The sequence below is a fragment of the Natrinema pellirubrum DSM 15624 genome (assembly GCF_000230735.2).
Classification (GTDB): Archaea; Halobacteriota; Halobacteria; order Halobacteriales; family Natrialbaceae; genus Natrinema; species Natrinema pellirubrum.
The window spans coordinates 3,313,243-3,328,866 of record NC_019962.1; the positions used below are offsets into that span (position 1 = coordinate 3,313,243).

General features: G+C 64.4%; 18 protein-coding genes and 3 tRNA genes. 13 read left to right on the forward strand and 8 right to left on the reverse strand.

All coding sequences use genetic code 11. The features are described from left to right. Positions 1–47: 47 nt before the first annotated feature. Positions 48–452, forward strand: a complete 405-nt coding sequence (locus NATPE_RS16035; RefSeq protein ID WP_006182644.1) for a ribbon-helix-helix protein, CopG family — start codon at positions 48–50, stop codon at positions 450–452. Positions 453–476: 24 nt separating this feature from the next. Here NATPE_RS16035 and NATPE_RS16040 read toward each other — a convergent pair whose 3' ends face one another. Both NATPE_RS16040 and NATPE_RS16045 read right to left on the reverse strand, forming a co-directional pair. Next, positions 477–704, reverse strand: coding sequence for a hypothetical protein (locus tag NATPE_RS16040; RefSeq protein ID WP_006182645.1), 228 nt, complete (start codon positions 702–704; stop codon positions 477–479). A 147-nt stretch (positions 705–851) separates the two neighbouring features. Then, positions 852–1,307 (reverse strand): DUF5814 domain-containing protein, encoded by a 456-nt coding sequence (locus NATPE_RS16045; protein WP_006182646.1) that lies wholly within the window; start codon positions 1,305–1,307, stop codon positions 852–854. 166 nt (positions 1,308–1,473) lie between these two features. Between NATPE_RS16045 and NATPE_RS16050 the strand changes: the two genes are divergently transcribed. The 3 genes from NATPE_RS16050 to NATPE_RS16060 all read left to right on the forward strand — a co-directional run bounded on the left by NATPE_RS16050 (position 1,474) and on the right by NATPE_RS16060 (position 4,391). Next, positions 1,474–1,545 (forward strand) — tRNA-His (locus tag NATPE_RS16050). A gap of 316 nt (positions 1,546–1,861) precedes the next feature. Continuing rightward, positions 1,862–3,823 (forward strand): ATP-binding protein, encoded by a 1,962-nt coding sequence (locus tag NATPE_RS16055; protein ID WP_015299209.1) that lies wholly within the window; start codon positions 1,862–1,864, stop codon positions 3,821–3,823. A gap of 214 nt (positions 3,824–4,037) precedes the next feature. Then, positions 4,038–4,391, forward strand: a complete 354-nt coding sequence (locus NATPE_RS16060) for a hypothetical protein (protein ID WP_006182648.1) — start codon at positions 4,038–4,040, stop codon at positions 4,389–4,391. 30 nt (positions 4,392–4,421) lie between these two features. On the opposite strand, the gene NATPE_RS16065 is transcribed toward NATPE_RS16060, so the two are convergent. After that, positions 4,422–5,270, reverse strand: a complete 849-nt coding sequence (locus NATPE_RS16065) for an alpha/beta fold hydrolase (protein ID WP_006182649.1) — start codon at positions 5,268–5,270, stop codon at positions 4,422–4,424. A 146-nt stretch (positions 5,271–5,416) separates the two neighbouring features. Here NATPE_RS16065 and NATPE_RS16070 point away from each other — a divergent pair, with 146 nt between their 5' ends. Beyond that, positions 5,417–6,703 (forward strand): hypothetical protein, encoded by a 1,287-nt coding sequence (locus NATPE_RS16070; RefSeq protein WP_006182650.1) that lies wholly within the window; start codon positions 5,417–5,419, stop codon positions 6,701–6,703. A gap of 1 nt (position 6,704) precedes the next feature. Here the strand turns inward: NATPE_RS16070 and NATPE_RS16075 are convergent, their stop codons facing one another. Continuing rightward, on the reverse strand, positions 6,705–7,565 hold the full coding sequence (locus NATPE_RS16075) for an aldo/keto reductase (protein ID WP_006182651.1): 861 nt from the start codon (positions 7,563–7,565) through the stop codon (positions 6,705–6,707). Positions 7,566–7,741: 176 nt separating this feature from the next. Here NATPE_RS16075 and NATPE_RS16080 point away from each other — a divergent pair, with 176 nt between their 5' ends. From NATPE_RS16080 to NATPE_RS16095, 4 genes are all read left to right on the forward strand, one after another. Beyond that, on the forward strand, positions 7,742–8,032 hold the full coding sequence (locus NATPE_RS16080; RefSeq protein ID WP_006182652.1) for a DUF7577 domain-containing protein: 291 nt from the start codon (positions 7,742–7,744) through the stop codon (positions 8,030–8,032). 152 nt (positions 8,033–8,184) lie between these two features. Further along, positions 8,185–8,574, forward strand: coding sequence for a hypothetical protein (locus tag NATPE_RS16085; RefSeq protein WP_015299210.1), 390 nt, complete (start codon positions 8,185–8,187; stop codon positions 8,572–8,574). A gap of 3 nt (positions 8,575–8,577) precedes the next feature. Continuing rightward, positions 8,578–8,781 carry a helix-turn-helix transcriptional regulator gene (locus tag NATPE_RS16090; RefSeq protein WP_006182654.1) on the forward strand — a complete coding sequence of 68 codons (204 nt, stop codon included), beginning with the start codon at positions 8,578–8,580 and terminating at the stop codon, positions 8,779–8,781. A 248-nt stretch (positions 8,782–9,029) separates the two neighbouring features. Then, positions 9,030–9,242, forward strand: coding sequence for a YgaP-like transmembrane domain (locus tag NATPE_RS16095; protein WP_006182655.1), 213 nt, complete (start codon positions 9,030–9,032; stop codon positions 9,240–9,242). A gap of 359 nt (positions 9,243–9,601) precedes the next feature. Here NATPE_RS16095 and NATPE_RS16100 read toward each other — a convergent pair. Then, positions 9,602–9,675 (reverse strand) — tRNA-Phe (locus NATPE_RS16100). 220 nt (positions 9,676–9,895) lie between these two features. Here NATPE_RS16100 and NATPE_RS16105 point away from each other — a divergent pair. Next, positions 9,896–10,342, forward strand: coding sequence for a DUF7344 domain-containing protein (locus tag NATPE_RS16105; protein WP_006182656.1), 447 nt, complete (start codon positions 9,896–9,898; stop codon positions 10,340–10,342). A 230-nt stretch (positions 10,343–10,572) separates the two neighbouring features. Here NATPE_RS16105 and NATPE_RS16110 read toward each other — a convergent pair. After that, positions 10,573–10,646, reverse strand: a tRNA-Val gene (locus NATPE_RS16110). A gap of 62 nt (positions 10,647–10,708) precedes the next feature. On the opposite strand from NATPE_RS16110, the gene NATPE_RS16115 reads away from it, so the two are divergent. Further along, positions 10,709–11,338, forward strand: a complete 630-nt coding sequence (locus tag NATPE_RS16115) for a DUF192 domain-containing protein (RefSeq protein WP_006182657.1) — start codon at positions 10,709–10,711, stop codon at positions 11,336–11,338. A 33-nt stretch (positions 11,339–11,371) separates the two neighbouring features. Further along, positions 11,372–13,306, forward strand: coding sequence for an ABC transporter ATP-binding protein (locus NATPE_RS16120; RefSeq protein WP_006182658.1), 1,935 nt, complete (start codon positions 11,372–11,374; stop codon positions 13,304–13,306). A gap of 15 nt (positions 13,307–13,321) precedes the next feature. On the opposite strand, the gene NATPE_RS16125 is transcribed toward NATPE_RS16120, so the two are convergent. Both NATPE_RS16125 and NATPE_RS16130 read right to left on the reverse strand, forming a co-directional pair. Further along, positions 13,322–13,666 (reverse strand): DUF5789 family protein, encoded by a 345-nt coding sequence (locus tag NATPE_RS16125; RefSeq protein WP_006182659.1) that lies wholly within the window; start codon positions 13,664–13,666, stop codon positions 13,322–13,324. 142 nt (positions 13,667–13,808) lie between these two features. Continuing rightward, complete coding sequence (locus NATPE_RS16130) at positions 13,809–14,729, reverse strand: phosphatase PAP2 family protein (RefSeq protein ID WP_006182660.1); 921 nt, start codon at positions 14,727–14,729, stop codon at positions 13,809–13,811. 152 nt (positions 14,730–14,881) lie between these two features. Between NATPE_RS16130 and NATPE_RS16135 the strand changes: the two genes are divergently transcribed. Continuing rightward, positions 14,882–15,619: a creatininase family protein gene (locus NATPE_RS16135; RefSeq protein WP_006182661.1), complete on the forward strand. Its 738-nt coding sequence runs from the start codon at positions 14,882–14,884 to the stop codon at positions 15,617–15,619. Positions 15,620–15,624: the final 5 nt, after the last annotated feature.

Here is a 15,624-nt window from a genome sequence, read left to right on the forward strand (position 1 = left end):
GTGTCTGACTAATAGTTAAGTTCCGTGAACGACGACTAGGGGTATCGATGGGGAACAAGAACAAGACCATCTCGTTCCGGGTCAACGAGGACGCCTTCGAGGCGCTGCAGGCGATCGCCGAGGAGCGCGACATCTCGCTGTCGGCCGTCTTCCGTGACTACGTCGACCAGTTGGTCGAACACGACGGCCAGGTCGAGGTCGTCCCCGAGGCCGACCTCGAGGCCCGCACGGACGAGGGGGAAGACGTGTCGTTCCCGCCGACCGTCGAGGTGCCAAAGCGGTTCGTCCGCGAACACGAGCGACTCGAACTCGAGGCCGAACACCTCCGGGAGCAACTCGAGGAGTACAAGGCCTACGTCAACGACCTCCAGGACCGCCTCGAGGACGAGGAAGAGGAGATCCTGTTGCTCGACGAACTCGACGACGAAGACGAATCCTACCAGTTGCGCTGACGATCGTTCCCGGTCGGAACGAACCTAGCAGTCGTCGTCCGCGCCCAGATACCCGAGTTGCTGTAAGTCCTCGCGGGTCGAGTCGTCGAGATCGGCGTCCGCAAGCGCGTCTCGTCCGATGTCGTGTCGTTCTTCGATCACCAACAGCAACTGCCGCACAGTCCGGAGCTTGAACCGTAGGTCCGGGTCCTCGAGTTCCCCCTGGACGCTATCGAGCATCGTGTTGATCGTCTCTATCGTCGTGTCCGGCATCGATTCTCGATAGGGGAGACCCACTGATGTCGCGCTCGATGATTATAGACTATTAATAATGTTCGAAACGCGTAGGTGGCCACTACAACCGAGAGACGGCGCGTCGACCAGGGTGTAAGGGCGGTCGGAGAACGGAACAACAGTCGGTTACCGCTCGAGGTTCCGTTTCGCCCGCCGAATTTCGTCGTGTTTCTCCCCGGCACCGTCCACTCGCGCCAACCCTTCGGCGGCCTCGAGGGTTCGAACGGCGTTATCGAGGAAGGAGAGAACGTCCCCGGAGTAGGCATAGACCATGTAGTCGTCGGTCATCACGTCGACGATCGCGTCCGGGCCCAGTCCCTCGGCGCGCAACTCGAGCAGGTACGTCATGAACTTGCGCTCGGGACAGCCACAGTAGGGGTTGTTGTCGCAGCTACAGTCCAGAAAGTCCTGCGTGAAATCCAGCACCCGCTCGCGGGTCGCGTCGTCGAGTTTCTCGAGGCCTTCCCCCTGGAAGAGCATGTCCAGCGTCGCGCCCTTGAACGCCCCTTTGGGGATGTTCGTCTCGAGCTGGGAGCTGAGCTGGCGGTGATTCTTGACGTAGATCTTGTCGGTGATGGCCACGCGTTGGCGGGACTAACGCCCGCGGATCGAAAAACGTCTCGGTCGCGAGCGACCCGCGGGGGCAGCCGAGATCCGCCGGCCGAAACCGAGCGAGGGCATCACACACCGCGTCCGGGAGTCGTAACGTATTTTAGTCCAACCGGCTGTAGGTTCAGGTGTAAGCGTGTCCGGGTTGGGGTAGTGGTTATCCTTCAGCCTTGTGGAGGCTGAGACGCGGGTTCGATTCTCGCACCCGGACTTTGTCGCCGCGAACAAATCCGTGAGCGGCGCAAATCCGACCGAGATCGAACCCTGCCAGTCGCAGCGGCCGAGCGAAGCGAGGCCGACCGTCTGGCTACGGTTCGATTCTCGCACCCGGACTTTGTCGCGACGACCATCGAGAAGAGTGGAAAAGCCGGAAGGCGGAACCACGCGAGACGAGTGTCTCCGACTGGCACGGTTCCGACGAGTACCTGCTGAGGCCTGTGGTGACTGTGTTCGATTCCGAACGAGAGCCCGTCGACTGGCGAGACGCCGGAGAAGGCTTTACCCGTCTCACTCCGTTTGAATTGGGCATGGCTTCATCGGCCGATACAGATCCTCACTCCGGAATTCGACACCAAGTGGTTGTCGCTGAACTCGGCCAACAGGCGCTCGAAACCGACGACATAGATCAGTTGATGCACGACGCATGCGTTGCAGTAGCCGAGACGCTGAGCAACGACTACTGTAAGGTCCTCGAGTTGCTGCCCAGTGGTGACGAACTCTTCCTTCGGCAGGGTGTCGGCTGGCGGGAGGGTCTCGTCGGGAACGCGACAGTCCCGACCGACCGGGGCTCACAGGCGGGCTACACGCTGCTTTCCGAAGAGCCCGTGGTCGTCGACGACTTGCGTACCGAGGAACGCTTTTCCGGCCCCGAACTCCTCACCAGTCACGACGTCGTCAGCGGGATCAGCGTCATTATCGGCTCGATCGAAAACCCGTGGGGGATCCTCGGTGTACACGCCACCGAGAAGCGCGAGTTCACCGACCACGACGTTACCTTCGTCAAAAACGTCGCGAACGTCCTCGCAGCAGCGATCGAGGAAACGAGAACCAAACGGAAACTCGAGGAGCGAGAGACCGAACTCGAGCGGACGTTCGAACGGATCACCGACGGATTCGTCGGTCTCGATGAAGACTGGACTATCACGTACGCGAACGAGCGGGGGAAGAACGTCCTCGACCCCGAAGACGAGGGCTTAGTCGGCGAGAACTTCTGGCAGATGTTCGAACCGGCGCTCGGAACGACGTTCGAGGAAGAGTACCGGGAGGCGGTACGAACGCAGGAACCTACATCGTTCGAGGAGTACTACCCGCCGCTTGGCACGTGGTTCGAGGTTCACGCCTATCCCTCCGAATCCGGACTCTCGATCTACTTTCGAGACGTCACGGAACGCAAGGAGCGAGAGCGCAAACTCAAAGAGAGCGAACGTCGGTATCGAACGCTGGCGGAGTTTTTCCCGAACGGGATCGTCACGCTGTTCGGTGCCGACCTCGAGTACACGCTCGCCGCGGGACAGGCGTTCGCGGAGTTACCGATCTCGCCGGACGACGTCGAAGAGCGGACACCAGCACAAGTGTGGGGTGACTCGGTTGCTGACGACCTCGAACCTGCACTCCGGGCGGCGCTTGACGGCGACGAGACGTCAGTCGAGTTTCAGTACGTAAACCGAGACTGGCGAGTGCACGCCGTGCCGGTGACCGACGATGCTGGTGAGGTCTTTGCCGGAATGACGATGGCCCAGGACATCACCGAACAGAAAGAGCGCAAACAACAGTTGGAGGACACGGTCGAGAAACTCGAGAAATCGAACGAGCGATTGGAGCAGTTTGCCTACGCCGCCTCTCACGATCTGCAGGAGCCGCTGCGGATGGTCTCGAGCTACCTGCAACTCCTCGAACGGCGGTACGAGGATACGCTCGACGAGGAGGGTGAGGAATTCCTCGAGTTCGCTGTCGACGGCGCAGACCGGATGCGTGCGATGGTCGACGGATTGCTGCAGTATTCTCGTGTCGATACGGAGGGGGACCCGCTCGAACCGGTCGATCTGAACGCGGTACTCGACGACGTTCTCGCCGATCTACAGTTGCAACTCGAGGAAACGGACGCCGACATCACGGCGGCGTCACTGCCCCGTGTCGAGGGAGACGCCAGCCAGCTGCGCCAACTCTTGCAGAATTTACTGAATAACGCAGTCACGTACGCGGGAGACGAGCCGCCACGGATCGCCATCTCTGCAGAGCGGGCCGGGCGGGACTGGGTGGTCTCGATCAGCGACGAGGGGATGGGGATCGATCCTGACGACCAAGCGGCCGTCTTCGAGGTGTTCCAGCGGCTCCACGGCCCCGACGAACACGCTGGCACCGGTATCGGGCTGGCACTCTGTGAGCGGATCATCGAGCGCCACGACGGTGAGATCTGGGTCGACTCCAAACCGGGCGACGGGTCGACGTTCTCGTTTACGCTGCCGGCACCACGTGATCGCGATGCGTGATCGGCGAACGGGAGTGCGCCGATGGAGGTGATGTGAGTCGAGGACGATACCGGTATCGCGTGGCCGACGGCGGCGGCGTTCAAAGACCGCCGGATCGGGACCACGCGCCACGCGCCGGCGATGGCCTACTCACCGGGCAATGCGCCGCCCGGAAGAAGGCGGCCTCCAGTCCCGAAGCGGGACTTTTTATCGTACGACTCCGACAGTGGACCACATGACCCACGGACTGGAGCCGACCGAGGAGTACGACGGCTCTATCGCCGTCCACCTGCTGGACGATCAGTCGGGCCGGGAGGAGATCCGCTGTGGCTCCTACGAGGAGGCGATCGACGTCGTCAAAGCCAACCACCGCTCGGTCACGGTCGCGAAGATCGTCGACCGGGGCGGCGATGTCGTCTTTACCTCCGCGGAGATGACGATCGACGACTGGGAGACCGAGTGGGAACGCGCGAAACGCCGCCTCTCCGTCGACGTCGAGGCGTACGACTGCCCCCACGACAACGTCGCCTGTTTTGCCGACGATCTCTGTCTCGACTGCCAGATCGACAGGGTCAAAGAACAGTACTGAGCGCGTAGTCACGACCGGCTCGAGGGGCGGTCACGCGGCGTCGTCGAGAAACGTCGTCAACCGATCGACGAAGTACGCCGGCCGTTCCTCGGGGATCCAGTGGCCGGCACGGTCGACGACCTCGCCCTCGACATCGGTCGCGACCGCCTCCATGTCCCTGATCGGCAGCTCCCGAAACGAGGCCGCACCGCCGAGTGCGAGGACCGGCAGCTCGAGGGGTTCCTCGGCGTGGGCACGGTTGTGTTCGGCGTCGGTCTCGTAGGCACGGTAATACTCGAAGCCGCCCCGCAGGCCGCCGGCCTGTGAGTAACAGCGGACGTACTCATCGCGGGCCTCGTCGTCGATCGCCGACGGATCGTACGCGCCCTCCTTGTAGAACCAGTCGAGGTAGAGCCGTTCCCGGCCGGCGACTAGCCGCTCGGGCAGGTCACGAACGCCGTGGAATCGGGTGTGCCAGAGTTTCGTCTTTCCGTCTTCGTTGATCCCCGGCAGGCCGGCCTCGAGGACACAGAGCGCACGGACTTCGTCGCGATACTGGGCGGCGTAGGCGTAGGCCGTCGGCATCCCCCAGTCGTGGCCGACGAGGGCGATCCGATCGTCGCCGAAGCCGAGGTGGGCGACGAGTTCCCGGACGTCGGTCGCGACAGTGTCCTTGTCGTATCCCGAGGTTGGGGTCGCGGAATCACCCAGCCCACGGAGGTCGGGCGCGATGACGGTGTAGTCGTCGGCGAGCGACGGGATCACGTCCCGCCACTCGTACCACGTCTGTGGCCAGCCGTGACACAGGACCAGTGGCGGGCCGTCACCAGCGGTCACGTAGTGGAGTTTCGTGTCGTTGACGCGGGCCTGTCCGTGTTCGAGGTCGTCACGTGCAACCATACGTCACCATTGCGGGACTGACGTATCAGGCTTCCGTCGGAAACGGGGTGGCGAGTCGGGCCGTTCGGAGTCGCTCGAGGCAGTCGAGCCGGGCGGTGGCTTTGTCATGCTCTCGCGTTTAGGGCCGTCGGCCCATACAGCGTCGTATGGCGGACGCTCGACTCGACGGCCTGTTCGACGACACGCAAGGAAACGCGGTACTCGCGTGGGCGCTGACGATTGCGCTCGTCGCGTTGGCGATCAATCACGGGTTCGCGGACTCGTACCGCTGGTTCGCGTTTACCGCGTTCGCGGTCGCCATCGTCCTGCTTCCCGTCGTCGCGTTTCGAGATCCGCTCGTGATGCCGCCGTGGGAGTTGCTGGTGCTGGTCTTGCTCCCCGTCGTCGACGCGACGGTCCTCGGCGAATCGCCCCTCACGTCGATCGCCGTCTACGTCGCCGTCGCCGCGGTCGCGCTCGTCGTCACCGTGGAGATCGACCGGTTCACCGCGGTCCGGATGAACCACGCCTTCGCGGTCGCGCTCGTCGTACTGACGACCCTCGCCGTCGCCGGCGCGTGGAACGTCGCCCAGTGGCTGGCCGACGTAACGTTCGGGACGGAGTACATACTGAACGGGCGCTCGCAGGACGCGGCCAACCGCGCACTGATGATCGACTTCGGGTACGCGGCGGTGGCCGGCCTGTTCGCTGGCGTCCTCTTCGGCCGCTACTTCGGATCCGACGGCGACGAGGGGGTCGAGACGCGACGGACGCCGACGCCGCGGGACACCTCACCCGACGAGGAGCCGGATCCCGTCCCGACGCTGATCCGCGATCAGCTGGACGTCCCCGATGGGATCGTCGTCCGACTCTCCCGAGGCATGCAGGCGGCGCTCGCGATCCTCCTCGTATACGGCGTCGTCAGCCGCGATCTGACGACCGTCTCGAACGCCGCCATCGCGCTCGCGATCACGTTCCTCCCCGCGCTTCTCGAGCGCGACGCCAAGTTGCCCCTCGAGCCGGGGCTGGTGTTCTGGCTCACGGCGGCCGTCTTCCTGCACGTCCTCGGATCGGCCGGCATGTACGCGCTCGTCGGACAGTGGGACAGCATGACGCACACGGTCTCGGCGTCGATCGTCGCCGCGGGCGGCTACGCAGTCGTCCGAGCGATCGACCTCCATACCGACGAGATCTACGTCCCGCCTGCGATGTTGTTCACGTTCATCCTCGTGTTCGTACTGGCTTTCGGCGTCGTCTGGGAACTCATGGAGTTCGGCATCGACTGGAGCGCCCAGCGGCTCGGCCTCGAGGCGGTGCTGGCCCAGCACGGGCTCTCGGACACGATCGTCGACCTCGTCTACGATACCGTCGGGGCCGTCGTCGCCGCGGTCTGGGGCTCGTTCTATCTCACCGACCTCTCAGAGCGCATCGCCGGCCGACTCGCGGCCTCGTGACTCACTCGGCCGCGTCGGTCAGTCGCTGCACCTCGTCGTCGGACAGCGACAGCTGCGAGGCGGCGACGTTCGACTCGAGGTGGTCGGGATCCGAGGTACCCGGAATCGGGAGGATAACCGGCGAGCGCTCGAGGAGCCACGCCAGCGCGATCTGTCGGCGCGTCGCGTCGTGGGTCTCGGCGATCTCGTCTAAGAGGTCGCCGTGTTCGGCCAGGTCGTCGCCGTTGATCGGGGCCCACGGGATGAAGCCGATGTCGTTCTCGGCACAGACCTCGAGGGAATCGGCCGCGCCGCGGTCGTTCAGGTTGTACCGGTTCTGGACGGTCGCGACCTCGATCTGTTCCCGGGCCTGATCGATGAGTTCCGGGGAGACGTTGCTGAGGCCGACCTGATCGACGAGTCCCTCGTCTTTGAGTTCCGCGAAGGCTGCCACGGAGTCCTCGAACGGCGTGTCGTCGTCTGGCCGGTGGAACTGGTAGAGGTCGATGGTGTCGGTCCGGAGCCGGTCCAGCGACGTCAGCACCTGATTCCGGATGTAGTCGGGGTCGCCGTGGGCGAGCCAGTCGCCCTCGCGGTTGCGCAACAGGCCGGCCTTGGTCGCGACCAGCACGTCGTCGGGATCGCCGATCGCCTCGCCGATGAGTCGCTCGCTGGTTGCCGGGCCGTAGGAGTCGGCCGTGTCGATGAGGTCGACGCCGCAGTCGACGGCGTGTTCGACGACCTCACGGGCGGCCGCCTCGTCGTCGGGTGCGCCGATAATGTCCTCGCCCGTGATCCGCATCGCCCCGAATCCGAGCCGATGGACCGTCGTCTCGCCGATCTCGAACGTGTCGCTCTCGTTTGTAATCGAGTTACTGCTCACGTCCGTATGTCAGCCTCGGGCCCCTTGAGAAGTCGGCTTCCCGAACGATGTGCCGGTTACGTCAGTTGGGTCCGTTTCGCCGTCCGACTCGAGAGATACCACCGTTCGTCTCGCCGGACGAGTATCGTATGGTATCATGCCCCAATCGCTAACTGTCGGGCGACCGTAGCGACGATATGGGTGCCCCCGGGCAGTTGTATGCCGCCATCATCGGCGTTCTCCTGCTCGTCGCGTTGGGAGTCAGCGTCCCGGTTCTCGTCGGAATCGCACGGGACGGCCTCGAGCGCCACCGCAAGCGACGGGCCGGTAAACTGGAGCGCGACACCGACGACGAGGAGTTCGACCGCAGGCCTCCCGGAGCATTCGAGGCGGACACGGCGGATCGAACGCGCGTGACGTGTCGTCGCTGTGGCGCGGAAAACGACGCCGAATTCACGTACTGTCGTCGCTGTACGACGCCGCTTTGACCGCTCCCGAACGGATCGAGGTAACCGATCGAGGGCCGTTCGTCGTGGGCCGTTCTACAGTTAGTTCCGTGAGCCGTCGTCACTTGAGCGTCGTATCTCTCCGATAGTATGGAAAATTCTTATAACGTATTGGAAAGTGTGCTTTACACGAGATGGCAGAAACGTACTCCCGTAAGCTCTCCGCCGGGATCGGACTCATGGTCGCCGGCGTCATCGCATTGACCGTCGGTGCCGACGTGGCACCCGATCCGGAGATCAGCACTGCCCTCGCGATCGGCGGCGGCCTCCTCATCACGCTCGTCGGTGTCTGGTCGTTTCGCCTCACCGAGCGACGAAACGACTACGACGAACGGTATCTCAAGATCGGCCTCCGGGGAACGGCGGTCTCCCTCTGGGTGTTCTTCTGGGCGGTCGCCGTCTGGACGACCCTCGAGCGCAGTACCGATCTCACGACGCCGGTACTCGAACCGCTGACGTGGCTCATGATCGTGCCGTTTCTCGTATTGCCGAGTACGATCTGGTACTACGGACGGGTCATGTAAACGATGGAGAACGATCTCACCGTCTGGCGGGCGAAAGCCGATATCACGCAAGCCGAACTCGCCGATCAGGTCGGTGTTTCGCGACAGACGATCAACGCGATCGAACGCGGGCGGTACGACCCGAGCCTCGAACTCGCGTTCGAACTAGCACACTATTTCGACTGCCGAATCGAGGACATCTTCGACTACGAGTCGGCCGACGACTGAGCGCTGGGGAACCCGATCGAAAGCGTTCAGTACTCGCTTCTACGCCGTCGACCGGCCGCTCACGTGGCGTGTCTTTCACGACCGGGACTCGATGGCCGGCCTCACAGAGTCGGCTCTCGGAGAGGGACCGAACGGAAACGCCGTCCCGGATTTGACCGGGAGGTCCGGATTGCTTCACTGCAGGGGCTAGCTGTGGAGTTAGCATCCGCTCGGGAAAATACAAGACCGAAGCGGCCCATGAGTCGGATATGGTCGACCAGAACGTCGGTGGCCGTGACAGACTCGTCCGCGCACTACTCGCCGTTGTGCTGACGCTCGTCGCAGCAACCACGCTCCGAAACGGCAAGCGCAAGACCGGCCTACTTGCCCTCGTCGGGGCGCTCGGGCTCGGCTTCAACGCGACGACGTGTTTCTGCGGGCTGAATGAGGCGCTCGGGATCGACACGACGACCGACGAGTAGCGCCCCTTCTTCGAGCGAAAGAGAGCGACTACGCCTCGTTCACAAGCCGTTCAGCCTCGAGTTCCGTTCCCGACTCGAGTGATACCGACAGCGAATGCTGGTCGGCGGGACGTATAATGAAACGCCCGCCAGCGAAGGGTGCGTTCATGAGCCGGTTCAAATCGCTCCGGAATCACGGGGACAACACTGTCGAAATCCACCGCTGTACGGTCAATCTGCAACGAACCGCAAAAGGATGCTGCCTCCCGGATTTGAACCGAAGGAAGACATTCCTGCTCGCTTCGCTGCGCGGGCTATGACTTCCAGGGTTCAGAATCCGCTCGGGAGCGTTTTTACTGCTCACTTCGTTCGCAGGAAAATGCCGCCTCCCGGATTTGAACCGGGGACAGCTCGATCTTCAGTCGAGTGCTCTCCCAGTCTGAGCTAAGGCGGCGCATCTCTTTCTCCGTCCATCGTATAAAAAAGGATTTCGAATCGCGATCGTCGTTCCGATCGGCTTACAGATGGCCGACCGGCGACCGGACCGCTCGAGTACGGTTGTGATTCGTGAGTAATGGAGGCGATACACGCGACTCTACGTGCCATTACCGGCGTCTGTTGGAATTTCGGATATTCAAGACACCCTTTTGCGCCCCGGGAGGTAATACCGTGTTATGGAAGCCCTTACCTCGAGTCAGGAGGCCCACGAACTCGACGCCGACACGATTCTCGAGCTGTTAGCGAACCGCCGGCGTCGCTACCTCCTCTATGCCCTTCGCGGGCGGGAGGACCCGATCGAACTCTCGACGCTGGCCGAGACGGTTGCGGGCTGGGAACACGACGTCCCACCGGACGAGGTCGCCAAAAACGAGTACAAGAGCGTCTACGTGTCGTCGGTCCAGTGTCACGTCCCGAAACTGGACGACGCCGGCGTCGTCGACCACGACGAGGACAACCACACCGTCGTCCTCGCGGACAACTTCGACCAACTCGAGCCGTACCTCCGGATCGTCGTCAAGGACGAACCGGAGAACTCGACGCTGCATGCCGCCCTCCAGACCGAGTCGGGTGAGGGCCTGCTCGGCCAGATCCGCGAGAACGTCGCCCGACTCAAACAGTAACGCCAGCACTGCGGCCGGCGTTGGTCAGTCAGACGTCTCGACTCGAGGTCGTTTCTCCGCGTTTGCCGGACCACTCGGACCGGCGGGTTTGAACACGGTGAAGACTCGGCTGGGCTCGGGCGGGTTCGAACAACGCGAAGACTCGCTCACTGGGTTCGCGTCGCCTACTCTCGTTCGAACCGCACTCGGTCCACATACCTGCTGCTCGCGAAGTTGCTCGCAGCAGGAAGTGGGCTCGGGCGGGTTCGAACCACCGACCTCGGCCTTGTAAAGGCCGCGTCATGACCAGCTAGACCACGAGCCCGCACCCGAGACGAGTGGGTCCGTCCGAATAACCTTTACTCTCTGGCTCCACAGGAATCGTGCATGGCGCTCGAGTCCGTCTGGAAGGGGCTGCTGGTGATCGCCGCCGTCTTGCTCGTCGGCGTCGTCCTCGTGCAAGCCGGTTTGGTCTCGGTTCCATGGGGACCGGACGAGGGGCAAGTACAGGTCCACAACGAGTCCGACGGCGGGAACGAAACCGAACTCAAGGCCGTGGTCGACGTCGAGATTGCTGACGACACACGAGAACGTCGCACCGGACTAAGCAATCACGACTCGCTCGAGCGGGGCAACGGCATGCTGTTCGTCCACAATGGGGAACGAGACCTGACCTACGTCATGCGCGAGATGGACTTCGACATCGACATCATCTTCATCGACGCCGACGGCGAGATAACTCAGATACACCACGCCCGCGCACCCGAACCCGGCGAGGACGGCGAGGAACTCCAGTACTCGGGCCGCGGGAAGTGGGTCCTCGAGGTCCCCCGCGGCTACGCGAACGAAACCGGAATCGAGGTCGGCGACCAGGTCGAGATCGACCTCGAGTCGAACCGGACGTCGATCTTCGACACCGTTCCCGCCGATTCGCTCGAGCGTCAGGCGGCAGTAGCCGACCCCGATTCGGTCCCAGCGGCGGCCGTCGGCGTCCGACATGTTTCGGTTCGTAGGTAACCCTTATTGCCGGCGATCCCGGAGCCGTGTGCAATGAGTGGCGTCGACTGGGACGAGGACGATCCCTTCGAGGAACAACGCGAAGAGATCGAGAACCCGATGAAGCGGTTGTTCCTGGAGTACGGGTCGAACTACACCGGTGCTGCGGTCGTCGGGGTCATCGCGAGTTTCTTCGCCCGGATCCTGGACCTGCTGCCCGCGCTCATGCTCGGGGTCGCGATCGACGCCGTGATCCGGCAGGACGTGCCCTACGCCGAGGCGTTCCCGGTCGGCGGCGGCCTCGTCGGGCCGTACGTTCCCGACGGACAGATGGCCCAGTTCTGGCTGACGATCGGGATCATTGCGAGCGCGTTTATCCTCTCGGCCGGCTTTCACTGGACCCGAAACTGGGGGTTCAACACGTTCGCACAGAACGTCCAACACGACGTCCGGACCGACACCTACGACGAGATGCAGCGCCTTGACATGGGGTTTTTCGCCGACAAACAGACCGGCGAGATGATGTCGATCCTCTCGAACGACGTCAACCGCCTCGAGAAGTTCTTGAACGACGGGATGAACTCCCTCTTTCGGCTGCTCGTGATGGTGGTTGGGATCGGTGGCCTCCTGCTCGCGATCAACTGGCAACTCGCACTGGTCGCACTGCTTCCGGTGCCGCTGATCGCCGTCTTCACCTACCTGTTCATCCAGACCATCCAGCCCAAGTACGCAGCAGTCCGCTCGACCGTCGGGAAGGTCAACTCCCGGCTCGAGAACAACCTCGGCGGCATCCAGGTCATCAAGTCCAGCACGACCGAGTCCTACGAGTCCGACCGCGTCGAGGACGTCTCCCGGGAGTACTTCGACGCCAACTGGGGAGCGATCCGCACCCGGATCAAGTTCTTCCCCGGCCTGCGGGTCCTCGCGGGAATCGGCTTCGTCGTCACCTTCCTCGTCGGCGGCCTCTGGGTCACGCAAGGCCCGCCGGGGCCGTTTACCGGCGACCTCTCGACCGGGATGTTCGTCGTCTTCATCCTCTACACCCAGCGTTTCATCTGGCCGATGGCCCAGTTCGGCCAGATCATCAATATGTACCAGCGGGCTCGCGCCTCGAGCGCCCGCATCTTCGGGCTGATGGACGAGCCAAACCGGGTCGGGGAAGAGCCCGACGCCCCCGATCTCGAGGTAACGGAGGGCCGGGTCGAGTACGACGACGTTTCCTTCGGCTACGACGAGGAGCCGATCCTCGAGGACATCGACTTCACCGTCGAGGGCGGCGAGACGCTCGCGCTGGTCGGTCCGACCGGGGCCGGCAAGTCGACGGTGTTGAAACTCCTCTTGCGGATGTACGACGTCGACGAGGGCGAGATCCGCGTCGACGGTCAGCGGATCCAGGACGTGACGCTTCGGAGCCTGCGCGAGTCGCTTGGCTACGTCAGTCAGGACACGTTCCTGTTCTACGGCAGCGTCGAGGAAAACATCAAATACGGCACCTTCGACGCCGACCGCGAGGACGTGATCGAAGCCGCGAAGATGGCCGAAGCCCACGAGTTCATCCAGAACTTGCCGGAGGGGTACGATACCGAGGTCGGCGAACGCGGCGTCAAGCTCTCGGGCGGCCAGCGCCAGCGGCTCTCGATCGCCCGCGCGATCCTCAAGGACCCGGACATTCTGGTCCTCGACGAGGCGACCAGCGACGTCGACACCGAGACGGAGATGCTCATCCAGCGCTCGATCGACGACCTCGCGGAAGACCGGACCACCTTCGCCATCGCCCACCGACTCTCGACGATCAAGGACGCCGATCAGGTGCTTGTCCTCGAGGGCGGCGAGGTCGTCGAGCGGGGTACCCACGAAGAGTTGCTGGAAAACGGCGGACTCTACTCGCATCTCTGGGGCGTCCAAGCCGGCGAGATCGACGAGTTACCGCAGGAGTTCATCGAGCGGGCCCAACGACGACAGGCCCGGACCGAAGCCGGCGACGACTGAGGGGTCCCGCCTGAATTAAAAGGATTCCTGTCCGTCCTGATCGTCCTGGTCCGGCCCGCCCTCGTCCTGTCTGTCCTCGCCCGCGGCGGGCGGGGTCCGGTCGCTGTAGTTCTTCCGCCCGATGGCCTCGTCGCTGACCATGTTCATGATCGCGCCCTCGACTTCCTCGTAGTCGCGGTACTCGTCCTCGCCGAGCGGTCCGATGAGGTCCGCGAGCGTCGTCGTGTTGCCGCTCATCTCGATCGTCTCGTCGCCGTGTTTCTCGAGGAGTTCGTCGTGGCCGATCGGGTACGACTCGCTCTCGAGGGTCTCCTGCAAGCCGCCGAGTTCGACGCCGCGTTCGCGGCTATCGTCGGGCATGGGTCGTGAAAGGAGTCGGCGACGCAAACGGGTTGGGCCTGCGTTCGCCGTGAGACGGTGTACTGTCAGTCAGTACCGGTCCCCGCGACCGTCCTGCGGGGACACCGGGAAACAGTGACAATAATCCGTATGAGACGGTGGGTCAGTCCGACGCCGGCTCGCCCCTGTTCGAGCGCGAAAGCACGGCCGTCGGGACTCCCGCCAGGAGACCGAGCAGCGTCGCCGACGCGACCAGTCGCGCCCGGCCGTCGAAGAGGGAGACACCGACGGTAGTCAGTGCCCCGATCGCGAGCAACAGGACCCCCGTGTGATACCGTCCGGCCGTGGGCATCGGAAGCGCCTGACCGCCGAGCCACCCTGCGAGCGCGCCGGCCACGAGCGCGACGTACCCGACGGCGCTGTCCGCTCCCCCACTCGTGAGCCCCGCCACGCCGGCCAGCGTCAGTGCGAGCCCCGATGCGGTGATCGTTCGATCGAACGGCGACCGCTCGAGGAGCCGCCACGCGACGGCGAGATACGCACCGCCGACGACCACCCCAGCGACGACATCGAGCGGGTAGTGAACGCCGAGGACGAGCCGAGTGGCCGAGACGGCGGCCACGAGCGAGGTGGCGACCGCAAGCCGGAGCCGACGGGTTCCGGCCTCGAGGATCAGCGCGAACAGGCCGTAAGTGACGGTCGCGCCGACCGCGTGGCCGCTGGGAAAGCCGTAGCCCCCGGCGCTGGCGACCGAGCGGTACAGGGGCTCGAGCGACGAGGGGAGCCACGCGGGAACGACCGTCCCGAGGTCGGGACGCGGCAACGCGAAGAAATGTTTTAGCGCCGTCATCACTGCCAGCCCACCGACGATGACCGCAAGGAACCAGGGACCGTCGGAACGGCCGACTCCGGGCCGGTGTCCGGGGCGACCGCGCCGCCGCCACGCGGTCGCCCACGACGCGCCGAGTCCGAGCGCGAGGAGCCACCAGCCGTCGCCGAGCTGGGTCACGACCGCGGCGAGGACCACCCCCCAGTCGGGGACGAGGTCGCGGATACCGTCGAGAAGGCGGGCTCCGCGGAACACACGAGCGGCTTTCACGGCACTGCCGATAACGCTCGGCCGGGAACTTGCAGGCCGGTCTTTTTCGCCTCGAGCGCCGGCGTCACGCGCCCGGCAGCGATGACTGCCTGCTCACCATCGCGGGTTTCATGTCCCCGCGGTCGGCATACTCCGCTATGGACCTCACGACGGCGACGTGGACGGACGCCCGAGACCTCGAGACCGACCTCGCGGTCGTCCCCGTCGGGAGTACGGAACAGCACGGGCCCCACGCCCCGCTCGGGACGGACGTGGCGACGGCCGAGGCGGTCGCCGACGCCGGAGTCGACCGCTGCGAGCGCGAGGTCGCCCGCGCCCCGGCGATCCCGGTCGGCGTCGCCGAGGAACACCGCCAGTTCCCGGGCACGATGTGGGTCTCGGCGGACACGTTTCGGGACTACGTCGGCGAGGCCGTCTCGAGCCTCGCCCATCACGGCTTCGACCGGGTCGTCCTCGTCAACGGTCACGGCGGCAACGTCGACGCCCTCCGGGAGGTCGGCGGCCGACTCACGCGGGACGGCGACGCCTACGCCGTCCCCTTCACCTGGTTTGAGGCCGTCGGCGACCACAGCGCCGATATGGGCCACGGCGGCCCCCTCGAGACGGCCCTACTACGTCACTGTGATCCCGACTCGGTTCGGGAGGACCGCATCGACGAGGCCCGCGACGGCGCTGCCGACGGCTGGGGCGAGTGGACGAGTCACGCCAACCTGGCCTACGACGCGGCGGAGTTTACGGAGAACGGAGTCGTCGGTGATCCGGGTGACGGCGACGCTGCTCGCGGCGCGGAACTGCTCGATCTCGCCGGCGACGCGCTCGCTCGGCTGCTCGAGGCGGTCGCCGAACGCGACGTTTCGCGACCCGCGGACCGATAGACGAG